Here is a 12,774-nt window from a genome sequence, read left to right as displayed (position 1 = left end):
GGGTGGACTGCTTGACCGGCTCCGCTCCGCTGTTTCGAGTTTTTCCGGCAGTGAACGCATGATCGAGATCAAGACTCGCGGCCAGCTGGAGGCGATGCGCGCCTCCGGCCTGGTCGTGGCGCGTGCCCTCAAGAACGTGGTCGACGCGGTGAAGCCCGGGGTCTCCACGTGGGAGCTCGACGAGATCGCCGAGCAGACGATCCGCGACGCCGGCGCCATTCCGTCGTTCAAGGGCTACCACGGGTTCCCGGCGAGCATCTGCGCGTCGGTGAACGACCAGATCGTCCACGGCATCCCCAGCCGCACGCAGGTGCTGGCCGAGGGTGACCTGATCTCGATCGACTGCGGTGCGATCCTCGACGGCTGGCACGGCGACTCCGCCGTCACGGTCGGCTGCGGTGAGCTCTCGCCTGCCGACCACAAGCTGTCCGAGGCCACCAGGCTGTCGATGCTCGCGGGCATCGAGGCCGCGGTGCCCGGTGGGCGGCTCACGGACATCTCGTTCGCCATCGAGTCCTCTGCCATCGAGTCGGGGGAGCGCGACGGCATCGAGTACGGGATCGTCGCGGACTACGGCGGCCACGGCATCGGCACCAAGATGCACATGGACCCGTTCCTGCCGAACTTCGGCAAGCCCGGCAAGGGGCCGAAGCTCAAGGTCGGCATGGCCATCGCGATCGAGCCGATGCTCACGCTCGGCACGGACGACTCCCAGGAGCTGGAGGACGGCTGGACCGTCATCACGCTCGACGGGACCCGTGCGGCGCACTGGGAGCACAGCGTCGCGATCACCGAGGACGGCCCGTGGGTGCTCACCGCGCCTGAAGAGCAGTAATCCCCTGAGCGTGGACTTGGCCCCGTTCGCCGTGAGGTGAGCGGGGCTATTTCGTTTGTCAAGCCGGATATGGTCGGGGTGACGAGCGAGTCCAATGCTTGGGGGCATTGTGGGGGTAACCCGTTTCGTCCTGTCCGCCCTTCTGATTTCCGCTTCAGGCTGCGCTGCCGTCAAGCCGGCCACCGACTTCACCTACCAGGACATCCCGCCGGAGAAGATCGCCGACCGGATCTTCCTGGCCGACACCATCGCCGAGGTCGAGCACTGCGAGCCGCCGTTCGGCGACGTGCGGGTCCTGCGGCCGAACTTCGTCAGCCCGCCGGCACCGGTCGACGGCGGCTGTGGAGGGCGGGCCCGAGCCGCCGCCGGGCAGGAGTACATCGAGGCCGTGAGCCGCATCACGGCGTTGCACGACACCGTCGTCCACGAGTGGGACGTGGTGCTGAAATCCGGGCCTGAGGCCGCGTACACGCGGTCGATAGCGGTGATGTTGCTGCACTGCCTCGACCGGGAGGGGTTCACCCAGCGCGGGCCCGGTGACCCCAGCCTGGAGAGCTACGGCGTCGGATCCGGCGACGTCGCGCTCGACAACGCGGCGCAGAGGTGCTCCGACGACACCGGCTACGGCAGCTCCGTCGCAGCTCAGAGGGTGCGCACGCTCAAGTCCGTGCTCGGCAGGCACGAGTCGGAGATCAACGAGATCGCCAAGCTCAGGCTCGTGCTGACGAGGTACGCACGGCCGGGTGACGGACCTGACAGGGCCCGATTTGGGTTGCCGGAGTGAACTGCGTACACTGGTCAGGTGGCGCATCCGTCGCGCCGGTTCAGTCATGCCCTCCGAGGTGAGATCGAGCCGGGCTGGAACGCGTCCGAAGGTTATTACCACCGTCACGAAACGCGGAGGACATGGGCAAGAAGGACGGGGCCATTGAGGTCGAGGGCCGCGTAGTCGAACCGCTTCCCAACGCGATGTTCCGCGTCGAGTTGGAGAACGGTCACAAGGTGCTCGCACACATCAGCGGCAAGATGCGACAGCACTACATCCGCATCCTCCCTGAGGACCGGGTTGTCGTGGAGCTCTCGCCCTACGACCTGTCCCGCGGGCGCATCGTCTACCGCTACAAGTGACCTCCAATAGCAGGAGATCTCAGGCGTGAAGGTCCAGCCGAGCGTCAAGAAGATCTGCGACAAGTGCAAGGTGATCCGCCGTCACGGCCGGGTCATGGTGATCTGCGAGAACCTGCGCCACAAGCAGCGTCAGGGCTGAGCAGTCCCACCACGCGCTCGTCGAGATCATCGATGACGCAGTAACGAGAAACTCCTCGCACCTGCCGCACGCAGGGCTTCAAGCGTGCGGACACCCCCGGATTCCAGGCCGGGGCCGGGACACCGGCTGTGAGAGCAGCCGGAAAACGACACAGCGAGTCAGTCACCGGAACTGGGCGAGGAGCAGACCTGGAAGTAGTCGACAGGAGTTAACCGCCACATGGCACGACTCGCTGGCGTCGACCTCCCCCGCGAGAAGCGGATGGAGATCGCGCTCACCTACATCTTCGGCATCGGTCGTACGCGCTCCAAGGAGCTGCTCGCCGCCACCCAGATCTCCCCCGACCTCCGGGTCAAGGATCTGACGGACGACGACCTCGCCAAGCTGCGGGACCACATCGAGACGAACTACAAGGTCGAGGGTGACCTTCGCCGTGAGGTCGCGGCCGACATCCGTCGCAAGATGGAGATCGGTTGCTACGAGGGTCTTCGGCACCGTCGCGGCCTGCCCGTTCGCGGTCAGCGCACGAAGACGAACGCCCGTACCCGCAAGGGTCCGAAGAAGACCGTGGCCGGCAAGAAGAAGGCCGGCAAGAAGTAAGACCTCGCGTCTACTGCCCTCAACTTAGGAGCTCGTTTTGCCACCGAAGTCCCGTCAGGGCGCCGGGGTCAAGAAGATCCGGCGCAAGGAAAAGAAGAACGTCTCGCACGGCCAGGCGCACATCAAGAGCACGTTCAACAACACCATCGTGTCGATCACCGACCCGATGGGCAACGTGATCAGCTGGGCGTCCGCCGGCCACGTGGGTTTCAAGGGCTCGCGCAAGTCCACGCCGTTCGCGGCGCAGATGGCCGCCGAGAACGCCGCCCGCAAGGCCGCCGAGCACGGCATGCGCAAGGTGGACGTGTTCGTGAAGGGTCCCGGCTCCGGCCGTGAGACCGCGATCCGTTCGCTGCAGGCCGCCGGTCTCGAGGTCGGCACCATCCAGGACGTGACCCCGCAGCCCCACAACGGCTGCCGCCCGCCCAAGCGGCGCCGGGTCTGAGGCACGGGGAGGAGTAAGCACAAATGGCTCGTTACACGGGACCTGCGACGCGTATCTCGCGCCGCCTGAAGGTCGACCTCGTTGGTGGGGACCAGGCGTTCGAGCGCCGTCCGTACCCGCCCGGCCAGCACGGCCGCGGCCGGGTCAAGGAGTCCGAGTACCTGCTGCAGCTCCAGGAGAAGCAGAAGGCTCGCTACACCTACGGCGTGCTCGAGAAGCAGTTCGTCCGCTACTACAAGGAAGCGGTTCGTCGCCCGGGCAAGACCGGTGAGAACCTGCTCCAGATCCTCGAGGCTCGCCTCGACAACGTGGTGTACCGCGCGGGCCTCGCCCGCACGCGTCGCCAGGCTCGCCAGCTGGTCAGCCACGGGCACTTCCTGGTCAACGGCCACAAGGTGAACATCCCGAGCTACCAGGTGTCGAAGTTCGACATCATCGACGTGAAGCCGAAGTCCATGCCGACGCTGCCCTTCGAGGCCGCTCGCGCGTCCTTCGGTGACCGCCCGATTCCCGCTTGGCTGCAGGTCGTTCCGTCGAACCTGCGCATCCTCGTGCACCAGCTGCCCGAGCGCGCGCAGATCGACACGCCTGTCACCGAGCAGCTCATCGTCGAGCTCTACTCGAAGTGATCCTCTCCGAGCCACTGTCCGCTCTGGACAGTGGCTCGGGTCGGGTCCCGCATCGGCGCGAAGGGTGTGCCGAGTGCGTTTGCCGGTCTCCGCACCGGCGTCGTGACGGCGTCAAATAGCGGGCGTCGTTGTAGAAAGGTTGAACCCAGTGCTGATTTCCCAGCGCCCCTCGCTCGGCGAGGAAGCGGTCTCCGAGACCCGTTCCCGGTTCGTCATCGAACCGCTGGAGCCGGGCTTCGGTTACACGCTCGGCAACTCGATCCGCCGCACGCTGCTCTCGTCGATCCCCGGTGCTGCTGTCACGAGCATCCGCATCGACGGCGTGCTGCACGAGTTCACCACGGTTCCCGGGGTGAAGGAGGACGTCACCGACGTCATCCTGAACCTGAAGGAGCTCGTCGTCTCGTCCGAGGAGGACGAGCCGGTGACCATGTACCTGCGCAAGCAGGGCCCCGGTGTGGTGACCGCGGGCGACATCGTGCCTCCGGCCGGTGTCACCGTGCACAACCCCGACCTGCACATCGCGACCCTGAACGGCAAGGGCAAGCTGGAGATCGAGCTCGTCGTCGAGCGCGGTCGCGGCTACGTCCCGGCGGTTCAGAACAAGCAGGCCGGCGCCGAGATCGGCCGCATCCCGGTCGACTCGATCTACTCGCCGGTTCTCAAGGTGACGTACAAGGTCGAGGCGACTCGTGTCGAGCAGCGCACGGACTTCGACAAGCTGATCCTCGACGTGGAGACCAAGCCCTCGATCACTCCGAGGGACGCGGTTGCCTCCGCGGGTAAGACCCTGGTTGAGCTGTTCGGCCTCGCTCGCGAGCTGAACATCGACGCCGAGGGCATCGAGATCGGCCCGTCGCCGGCCGAGGCCGACACCATCGCCGCGTTCGCGATGCCTATCGAGGACCTGGACCTCACGGTCCGTTCCTACAACTGCTTGAAGCGGGAAGGCATCCACACCGTCGGCGAGCTCGTGTCGCGCAGCGAGGCGGACCTGCTGGACATCCGCAACTTCGGTGCGAAGTCGATCGACGAGGTCAAGATGAAGCTCGTCGGCCTCGGCCTCGCCCTGAAGGACTCGCCTCCTGGGTTCGACCCGTCCGCCGCCGCGTCGGACTACCACCCCGGTGACACGGGCTGGGGTGCCGGTGCAGGCCTGGACCCGCACGACGACGGCCAGGACTACGCGGAGACCGAGCAGCTCTGACGCTCTGAATCAGAGCTAGAGGATCTCTTTCAGTTACAGGAGTAAGCGATGCCCACCCCTACCAAGGGCCCCCGGCTCGGTGGGTCTCCGGCGCACGAGCGGCTGCTGCTCGCCAACCTGGCGACGGCGCTGTTCCAGCACGGCCGGATCAAGACCACTGAGGCGAAGGCGAAGCGGCTGCGTCCGTACGCCGAGAAGCTGATCAGCAAGGCCAAGGTCGGTGACCTGCACAACCGTCGCGAGATCATGAAGGTGATCCGCGACAAGGACGTCGTGCACAAGCTGATCGCGGAGATCGGTCCGTTCTTCAGCGACCGTTCCGGTGGCTACACCCGCATCACCAAGACGCTGGCGCGCAAGGGCGACAACGCCCCCATGGCCATCATCGAGCTGGTGCAGCAGAAGCTCGTCTCCACCGAGGCCGAGGCTGCGCGCAAGACCAAGTTCGCCAAGGACGAGAAGCCGGCTGCGGCCGCGGTCGTCGACCAGGACGCCGAGGCGCCCGAGTCCGCGACCATCGACGCCGCCGACGAGCCCGCTGAGGGCGCTGTCGAGGTCGACGGCGAGCCGTCGGCCGAGGACGTCGAGGCGGAAGAGGCTGCTGAGAAGGACAAGTCCTGAGCAGTACGTCTGCTGACGAGCCCGTCGTTCCCACTTCTGGGGACGGCGGGCTCGTTCGTGTGCGGTTCGACCTGGGGTACGACGGCACCGAGTTCTCCGGGTGGGCCCGTCAGCCCTCGCGTCGCACGGTGTGCGGGGTGCTCGAGGACACCCTGTCGATGGTGCTGCGCGAGGACGTCGTGCTGACCGTGGCCGGGCGGACCGATGCCGGGGTGCACGCCTCCGGACAGGTCGCCCACGCCGATCTGCCGTCCACTGTGGATGTTGCCGGGCTGCCCAAGCGGTTGGCTCGGGCGTTGCCGTCGGATGTGCGGGTGTTCTCGGCTCGGGTGGTGCCGTTCGCGTTCGATGCGCGGTTCTCGGCGTTGCGGCGGCACTACGAGTACCGGGTTTCGGATGCTGACTTCGGGGCGCATCCGTTGCGGCGGTTGGACACGCTTGCCTGGCCTCGGCCGCTGGACGTTTCGGCGATGAACGCCGCGGCTGAGTTGTTGTTGGGGGAACACGACTTTTGCGCGTTCTGCAAGCGGCGGGACGGGGCTACGACCATTCGCGAGTTGCAGCGGCTTGAGTTGGCTCGGTCTGCTGATGACGGTGTGATCACCGCGTTTGTGTCTGCTGATGCGTTTTGTCACTCCATGGTTCGGTCGTTGATCGGGGCGTTGCTGGCCGTTGGGGAAGGGCGTAAGGGTGTTGAGTGGCCCTCGTCCTTGTTGTCGTTGAGCGGGCGCGCTAGTGGGGTGACTGTGGCTCCTGCTCATGGGCTGTGCTTGGTTCGGGTTGATTTTCCTGGGGATTCTGAGTTGGCGGCTCGGGCTGAGGCCACTCGGAAGGTTCGGACTCTGTCCGGGTCGTAGGTGGGCGCGTTGCGGGCGGGTGGTCGCCTTGCGTTGGGCGGGTTGCGTTTTCTGGCTTTCGGGGCTCTGCCCCGGACCCCGCCAATCTGATCAAGGACGGCCAGCGCCGCGGGCGGGCTGATGGCACGCCGGTTGCTTTGGGCGGCTTGCGGTCGCGTTGTTCGGTTGAGGTGACGGCACCACCCCACCGGGTTTGCACGGAAAAGACGGCTCGGCTTCGCCATCGCGGGTGATCTGGTGTTCCCTTCCCTTTCCCGTGGAAAGGGAGGAGCCCCCGGCGGGGGGACCGGGGGCTCCGAGGGGTGGAGTGGTTGTCGTTGGGCTAGATGTCCAGGGTCCAGGAGTCCAGGTAGCCCGTGTCCTGGCGGTAGTAGTCGTGGACGCGGAGTTTCCAGGTGCCGTTCGCGTCCTCAGTGGAGACGTTCACGTTGTAGGTGGCGTTGACGTCGTCTGCGCTGTCGTTGCCGTTGGGGACCTTCAGCATTTTGACGGCGCCTGAGGGGGCGATCAGGGCCAGTTCCAGGTCGCCTCGGTAGGTGTGCTTGATGGCCACCTTCACGGTGCCCGTGGCGCTTGCTTTGCCGTTGCAGTCGGCGATCGTGATGGACGAGGTCACGGTGTCGGCGTCTGGGATGGCGGTGCGGGTGTTGTTCGTGACCGCTGGGCACTGGCCCGGTGGGTTGCCCGGGGCGGTGCCGGTGATGTGCAGGAGCTTGTTCGGCGAGCCGGTGCCTGGGTTGGTGACGACGTCGGAGGTGGCGTTGTCCACCAGGGCGTCGCGGACCTGTTGCGGGGTTGCCGTCGGGGACGAGCCGAGGAACACCGCTGCCGCGCCCACTACGTGAGGTGTGGCCATTGAGGTGCCGCTGATGGTGTTGGTGGCGTTGTCGTCGGTCAGCCAGGCGCTGGTGATGTCGCGGCCCGGGGCGAAGATGTCCAGGCAGGTGCCGATGTTCGAGAAGGACGAGCGGGCGTCGGTGCGGTCGGTCGAGCCGACGGTGATGGCTTCCGGGGTGCGGGCCGGGGAGGTGTTGCAGGCGTTGCCGCCGTTGTCGTTGCCTGCGGCCAGGCCGTAGGTCACGCCTGCCGCGATGGAGCGCTTCACGGCTGCGTCCACGGTGTCGTTGGCGCCGCCGCCCAGGGACATGTTGGCCACCGCGGGCTTGTTGGCCGGGTTGTTGGTGACCTGGTCGGTCACCCAGTCGATGCCGGCGATGACGCCTGCGAAGGTGCCGGAGCCGCTGCAGTTCAGGACTCGGACGCCCACCAGCTTCACGTCCTTGGCGACGCCGTACTTCGTGCCGCCGACGGTGCCTGAGACGTGGGTGCCGTGGCCGTGGCAGTCGGTGGCGTCGTCATCGTTGTCCACGGTGTCGCGGCCGGAGACGGCACGGCCGCCGAAGTCGCTGTGGGAGAAGCGGATGCCCGTGTCGATGATGTAGGCGGTGACGCCTGCGCCTCGGTTCGGGTAGGTGTAGCTGTTGTCCAGGGGGAGGGCGTTCTGGTCGATGCGGTCCAGGCCCCACGACGGGGTCGGGGACTGCGTGTCGGTGAGGTGGACCTCGCCGTCCTGCTCGACGTAGGCGACGGCCGGGTCTGCTGCCAGGTGCTTCGCCTGGGTCTCGGACATCTCGGCGGAGAAGCCGCGCAGTGCGGACTTGTAGGTGTGCGTGACCTTTGCGCTGTACTTGGCGCTGAGGTTCTCCACACTGCTCGTGCCGTTGTCCTTCAGCACGACGATGTAGTTGTCCTTGATCGCGTTCGACGCACCGAGGTTACGAATCTCCCCCTCGGGCGCAGCGGTGGCGGAGACGGACGACAGGGCGAGCGCCGTGCTCGCCACCAGTCCGATCCCTGCCGCTCGTCTGACCCACGATTCACCCATAGCAGCGTGCTCCCTCGTCGAAGGATCGTGCAGGTGAGAGTTTTCTTAGTGGCGTAGACGGATTTCGCACAAGAAGGTCCACGAAAGTACCTTCGTATGGCGAATCAACAGATTTGCGGGCCATGTGAATTAATTGGTTCCGCTGAGCTATGGACAACGCAATTGCGCCCCGAACGGTTCACCGTTCGGGGCGCAAGTTTCGTCTATTTCGCCGAGCGTCTCAATCGCCTCGGCGGACGGCGCCGAGGATCTGCTGTTCGGCCGGGGTGGTGTACAGGCGCAGGTGCGCCCACATGTCCTGGCCCATCGCGATGACCTGGTCGTCCTTCAGCTGGGTCAGCTGCTGGAACATCTGCGGGCGCAGGCGCCACATCTGGCCCGCCAGCTGGGCCTGGCCCATCGGGAGGCGTTGCAGCAGCACGAGGTCCGCGTTGTTCGCCGTCGACGAGGCCTGCGGGTGCAGGTACGGCAGCACGTACATCGTGGTCTGCCACGGTGCGCGCGGCGGGAACAGCTCCTGCGGGACGTGGCCGCCGTCGTGGATCACGAGCAACGGCATGTCCTCCGTCGGGCGCGGCAGGTCCGCCGGGGAGAGGCGGCGCAGCTGCACCAGCTGAGACGGGCGGCCGTCCGGGCCCTGGCCCGCGGCGCGCACGACCGGTTGCCAGGCCTGGGGGCGGCCGGTGGCGATGATGATCCACGCGCCGGTGGCCATGGCCCTCAGCGCGATCTGGCGGGCCAGGTACAGGCCGCCGACGACCACCATGCGGGTCGGGGTGGGGCGCAGCACGGACACGGTGAGCGGTTCGCCCTTGGTGCCCTGGCCGAGCATCATGCCGCCGCGGTCGCCGCTCGGGCTGACCAGGTCGAGCATGTTCGGCGACACCAGGAACTCCGGTGCCACCGAGCCGCGGCCGCGCGAGTCGAGCAGACGGGACGAGCTCATGCCGCACCTCCCAGCGGCAGCGTCGCGGCCAGGCCGGCGAGCTGCATGCCCCGCAACGGGGTCAGCGTGATGTCGAGCTTGTCGCTCAGCTTCGACAACTGGTCCTCCGCGCGGTCGAGCTCGCTCGGCGTGCGGGCGCTCACCCGCACCAGGCCGCGCAGCGAGACCTGACCGTCCTCACGGGACGGTGAGATCGACATCGCCAGGGTCGAGGACAGCGCGCGCACGCCCGTGAGCGCGTTCAGGTTGCCCTTCAGGCCCTTCGACGGCCAGCCGGTGATCGCGTAGCTCGCATGACCGACGCCACCCGCGGTGACGCCCGACCACTTTTCGCGCAGCGACACGGGATTCGTGTTGCCGACGGCGGCGGTCAGTTCGGCGGACGAGATCGCCGCGCGCAGCAGCTCGTCCGAGTCGAGCGGGCGGATCGTGACGCCCGCGGACTCCAAGGCGTTGCGGACGCGGGACAACGCGCCGATCAACGCGCGGTGGGCGCCGACGACGCCGCCACCGCGCTCCCGGATCGCGTCACCGCACCGGCGCGGGTCGAGCCGCACCGTGATCCACGTGGTGCGCCGGGCGGCCGCGGGCAGCGGGCCGAGCACCTCCATGTACGAGCTGACCGCGGGCGAGTTCGGCGGGAGTGCCGCGCTGCCGGGGTAGCAGTGCCAGATCACGGTGATCGCGTCCAGCACGACACCGCGGTCCTCCAGGCACGGCGCCAGCGCGCCGAGCGGCAGCGACGGGGCCGAGCCGACCGGGGAGATCAGCGGCGGGGTCGGGTCGACCAGCAGCACGGCCGTCCACACGCCGTCGTGCCACGACAGCGCGAGCGGGCGGCGTTCGTGGTCGACGCCCTTCGCGATCACCAGGTCCGGGATCGCCAGGCGCAGCAGCGCGACGCGCGGGTCCTCGGGGCCGAGCACCTGCATCTCGTCGTCACCCGGCTTGGACTCCTGCGGCTCGACGCGCTTCGCGGTGCGGCTGTGCGAGCGGAAGCTGTAGCGGAGCCGGACGCCGATCCACTGGGTCAGCCAACGACCACGCGATCGGGTGAACGCCAGGATCAGTGCGATGAGAAGCACACCGCCGGCGATCGACACGGACACGACGTTGAGGGCGCCGCCGGAGGTTTTCACGCCCATGAGGGTGAGAACGAGGAGTGCGATGGCGAGACCGATCTCGATCGTGACTACGTTCGAGACGGGCAGAGAGCCGAGGCTGACTCCGGCACCTCTGCGCCGGACACGCCCGACGGGACGCGGAGGCACAGGTGCCTGCTGGCCAGGAACCCCAGGTCCCTGCGGCCGTGCCATCCCTGGGTTCGGCCGGGGCGGATGTGGAGTGGTCACGGACATCCGTTGTGGTCTCTTTCCCCTCGATGGTCGGTGGGCTTGGCGAACCGGCCCACGGAGCAACCTGCGTCCGGCTATCCTGCCGAACCGTACCGCGACTGGGAGAGCAGCGAGCCGAGAATGGCATCAACACCCACCACCAAGTCACACGTCGAGGCCTACCAATTCGTCCTGCGGCGGATGCAGTCCGCACTGGTCCGCAGAGACGCGGTGATGCTGCATGACCCCATGCGCAGCCACTCTCGCGCGACAGCGGTCGGTGTGGTCCTGGGCGTCGTCGGTCTGCTCGGCTTCCTCGTGTACGGGGTGTTCAGCCCGGCACCGCGGCTGGACGAGAACACGCAGATCGCCATCAGCAAGGAGACGGGTCAGGTCTACGTGGTCGACGCCTCGCCGAGGCGCCTGATCCCGATGACGAACCTGGCCTCGGCCCGGCTGCTCTGGTACTCCCGCAACAACCCCGACCAGCAGTCCGGTGGCGGTGACGCGCCGGGTGGCACCGCGAACAGCGGGCAGAACCAGGTCGCGGGCGGCGAGCCGAAGCTCGTGAGCGAGGCGACGCTCGCGGCACTGCCGCGCGGCAGGCTCACCGGTCTGCCGGACGCGCCGGACGTGCTGCCCAAGGCGGATCTCCGCATCGACGCGCAGTGGTCGGTCTGCGACACCCTCCAGCTGGACAAGTTCCGCGAGGACCAGGCGGTGGAGAACCAGATCAAGACGACCGTGATCGCGGGCGTCAGCGGCGGCAACCCGGAACTGGGTGACGAGGCCGTGCTGGTGCAGCAGCGCGGGGGCGCCAAGAAGACGTACCTGATCTACCGCAAGCCCCAGCAGCTCAAGGACATCTCGTCGTCGACGGTCCGCGCGGAGGTGGACCCCAAGAACGACAAGGTGCTGAACGCGCTGAAGATCAAGAACAAGCGGCCCCGGGCGATCAGCACGGCGCTGCTGAACGCGATCCCCGAGGTGGCTCCGCTGGCCGCGCCGGTGATCGCCAACCAGGGCAAGCAGGCGACCTACGTCACCGAGACGAGGGTCAACATCGGTGACGTCGTCCGGGTCGAGCGGCAGGCCGGCGACGAGTTCATGGTGGCGCTGGAAGACGGTTTCCAGACCGTCGACGAGACCGTCGGCGACCTGCTGCGCTGGTCCTACGCGAACAACAAGCAGGCGATCGAGCTCTCGCCGAACGCGATCACCGACCACAAGGACCCGAAGAACCCGCTCAAGCTCGAGTCCTACCCGACCAAGATCCCGACCACGCTCGAGGCGAACCCGAACAACACCGTCGTGTGCCTGGGCTGGAAGGCCGAGAACTACACCGCGGACAACAAGGCCGAGCACATCTCGGTGACGATCGGCTCCAAGCTGCCCGGTCCGAAGGACATGTCCGGAGTCGAGCTGAACACGCCGGGCGCGGCGGGCGAGATCATCGACGAGTTCATGATGCTGCCCGGCAAGCAGGCGGTCGTGCGGGCCAGCCAGAGCCTCGGCGACTACGGCACGGGCCCGGTGCAGATCGTCACCGGCCGCGGCGTCCGCTACGGCATCCCGGACGCCGGCACCGCGGCGGCGCTGGGCCTGGAGGGGAACTTCCCGCCGGCGCCGAACCAGATCCTGAGCCTGCTGCCGATGGGCCCGCAGCTCAACAAGAACGAGGCGAACCGCAGCTACGACGCGATCAACCCGGCCCAGAAGGGCCAGATCAAGGATCCGCAGGCGACCCAGAAGTAGCGGAACCGTTCCGGGTGCCTCATCGTCGGATTCACGGCAAATGCACTCGGAAGTGTCTTAGGGGGACAGTCGTGGCCGGTCGCATCTCCGTCGATCCGGAGTGGTTGGAGCAGTACGCCGACCGGATCGACGGCACGACGGACGATCTGCGGCGGGTGCGGGACGCCATGAAGGTGTCCCCGCTGCGCCCCCAGTCGTTCGGCGAGATCGGCGCGACGCTGGGAACCGCCCAGGGCTACGCGCGTGCGGCCGAGCTGCTCAACTCGCAGCTCGCCCGCGCCTGCGACACGCTCGACGCGGCCGCCAAGGGCCTGCACGCCGTTGCCGCGGAGCACGGGCACCACGACCGAGAAGCCCTGCAGCTCATCAAGAAGGCCGATCGGCGGTAGGGGG

15 protein-coding genes are annotated in these 12,774 nt (G+C 67.5%); 12 read left to right on the top strand and 3 right to left on the bottom strand.

Annotated elements, in window-relative coordinates; genetic code table 11:
- The first annotated feature begins 58 nt into the window (after positions 1-58).
- The 10 genes from map (at position 59) to truA (ending at position 6,461) form a co-directional block, all read left to right on the top strand.
- Positions 59-835, top strand: coding sequence for a type I methionyl aminopeptidase (map, locus tag ACWEIJ_RS02885; RefSeq protein ID WP_449835490.1), 777 nt, complete (start codon positions 59-61; stop codon positions 833-835).
- Positions 836-944: 109 nt separating this feature from the next.
- Positions 945-1,619: a hypothetical protein gene (locus tag ACWEIJ_RS02880; protein WP_449835489.1), complete on the top strand. Its 675-nt coding sequence runs from the start codon at positions 945-947 to the stop codon at positions 1,617-1,619.
- A 122-nt stretch (positions 1,620-1,741) separates the two neighbouring features.
- Complete coding sequence (infA, locus tag ACWEIJ_RS02875) at positions 1,742-1,963, top strand: translation initiation factor IF-1 (protein WP_005166804.1); 222 nt, start codon at positions 1,742-1,744, stop codon at positions 1,961-1,963.
- 25 nt (positions 1,964-1,988) lie between these two features.
- On the top strand, positions 1,989-2,102 hold the full coding sequence (gene rpmJ, locus ACWEIJ_RS02870; protein WP_010148647.1) for a 50S ribosomal protein L36: 114 nt from the start codon (positions 1,989-1,991) through the stop codon (positions 2,100-2,102).
- Positions 2,103-2,321: 219 nt separating this feature from the next.
- Positions 2,322-2,702, top strand: coding sequence for a 30S ribosomal protein S13 (gene rpsM / locus ACWEIJ_RS02865; RefSeq protein ID WP_086669041.1), 381 nt, complete (start codon positions 2,322-2,324; stop codon positions 2,700-2,702).
- A 37-nt stretch (positions 2,703-2,739) separates the two neighbouring features.
- Positions 2,740-3,147: a 30S ribosomal protein S11 gene (rpsK, locus tag ACWEIJ_RS02860; RefSeq protein WP_030472036.1), complete on the top strand. Its 408-nt coding sequence runs from the start codon at positions 2,740-2,742 to the stop codon at positions 3,145-3,147.
- Between the two features lie 23 nt (positions 3,148-3,170).
- Positions 3,171-3,776 carry a 30S ribosomal protein S4 gene (gene rpsD, locus ACWEIJ_RS02855; RefSeq protein WP_030472035.1) on the top strand — a complete coding sequence of 202 codons (606 nt, stop codon included), beginning with the start codon at positions 3,171-3,173 and terminating at the stop codon, positions 3,774-3,776.
- 148 nt (positions 3,777-3,924) lie between these two features.
- On the top strand, positions 3,925-4,983 hold the full coding sequence (locus ACWEIJ_RS02850) for a DNA-directed RNA polymerase subunit alpha (RefSeq protein WP_030472034.1): 1,059 nt from the start codon (positions 3,925-3,927) through the stop codon (positions 4,981-4,983).
- A 48-nt stretch (positions 4,984-5,031) separates the two neighbouring features.
- Positions 5,032-5,604, top strand: coding sequence for a 50S ribosomal protein L17 (rplQ, locus tag ACWEIJ_RS02845; RefSeq protein WP_449835488.1), 573 nt, complete (start codon positions 5,032-5,034; stop codon positions 5,602-5,604).
- A 59-nt stretch (positions 5,605-5,663) separates the two neighbouring features.
- On the top strand, positions 5,664-6,461 hold the full coding sequence (gene truA, locus ACWEIJ_RS02840; RefSeq protein WP_449835487.1) for a tRNA pseudouridine(38-40) synthase TruA: 798 nt from the start codon (positions 5,664-5,666) through the stop codon (positions 6,459-6,461).
- Positions 6,462-6,783: 322 nt separating this feature from the next.
- Here the strand turns inward: truA and ACWEIJ_RS02835 are convergent, their stop codons facing one another.
- From ACWEIJ_RS02835 to eccE, 3 genes are all read right to left on the bottom strand, one after another.
- Positions 6,784-8,346, bottom strand: a complete 1,563-nt coding sequence (locus tag ACWEIJ_RS02835) for a S8 family serine peptidase (protein ID WP_449835486.1) — start codon at positions 8,344-8,346, stop codon at positions 6,784-6,786.
- Positions 8,347-8,566: 220 nt separating this feature from the next.
- Positions 8,567-9,292 (bottom strand): hypothetical protein, encoded by a 726-nt coding sequence (locus ACWEIJ_RS02830; RefSeq protein ID WP_355434659.1) that lies wholly within the window; start codon positions 9,290-9,292, stop codon positions 8,567-8,569.
- Positions 9,289-10,650: a type VII secretion protein EccE gene (eccE, locus tag ACWEIJ_RS02825; protein ID WP_449835485.1), complete on the bottom strand. Its 1,362-nt coding sequence runs from the start codon at positions 10,648-10,650 to the stop codon at positions 9,289-9,291. The genes ACWEIJ_RS02830 and eccE overlap by 4 nt, the downstream gene beginning before the upstream one ends.
- A gap of 117 nt (positions 10,651-10,767) precedes the next feature.
- Here eccE and eccB point away from each other — a divergent pair, with 117 nt between their 5' ends.
- Complete coding sequence (gene eccB / locus ACWEIJ_RS02820) at positions 10,768-12,381, top strand: type VII secretion protein EccB (protein ID WP_449835484.1); 1,614 nt, start codon at positions 10,768-10,770, stop codon at positions 12,379-12,381.
- 71 nt (positions 12,382-12,452) lie between these two features.
- Entirely contained in the window at positions 12,453-12,770 is a 318-nt protein-coding gene (locus ACWEIJ_RS02815; RefSeq protein WP_449835483.1) for a type VII secretion target, read from the top strand.
- Positions 12,771-12,774 lie beyond the last annotated feature (4 nt).

The organism is Lentzea sp. NPDC004789, assembly GCF_053601075.1.
This window is presented reverse-complemented; position numbering and strand designations above follow the sequence as displayed.